1 protein-coding gene is annotated in these 472 nt (G+C 69.5%); it reads left to right on the forward strand.

The annotated features are described in order from the left end of the window. The coding region (locus RM590_RS35515) for a RelA/SpoT AH/RIS domain-containing protein (protein ID WP_311708942.1) at nucleotides 1-472 on the forward strand (472 nt) is incomplete at both ends.

Below are 472 nucleotides of genomic sequence, written 5' to 3' on the forward strand. Positions count from 1 at the left end.
GTCGAGGTGTTCACCTCGAAGGCCCCCAATGCCGGGCCGTCGCGCGACTGGCAGACCTTCGTGGTGTCGCCGCGGGCGAAGGCCAAGATCCGGCAGTGGTTCGCCAAGGAACGCCGCGAAGAGGCGCTGGAGTCCGGGAAGGACGCCATCGCCCGGGAAGTTCGCCGAGGCGGACTTCCGTTGCAGCGCTTGATCAATGCCGACTCGATGGGCGCACTGGCGCGGGAGCTGCGTTACACCGACGTCTCTGCCCTCTACACAGCGGTCGGTGAGGGTCACGTCTCGGCACGCCATGTCGTGCAGCGTCTGCTCGCCCAGTTCGGCGGCGACGATGCGGCCGAGGACGAACTCGCCGAGCGGTCCACCCCGCTGACCATGCCGGTGCGGCAGCGCAGCACCGACGACACCGGTGTCGCGGTGCCGGGTGCGCCCGGAACCCTGACCAAGCTGGCCAAGTGCTGCACCCCGGTGC

It is taken from the genome of Streptomyces litchfieldiae (assembly GCF_031845365.1).
In the GTDB taxonomy this organism is placed as follows: domain Bacteria; phylum Actinomycetota; class Actinomycetes; order Streptomycetales; family Streptomycetaceae; genus Streptomyces; species Streptomyces litchfieldiae.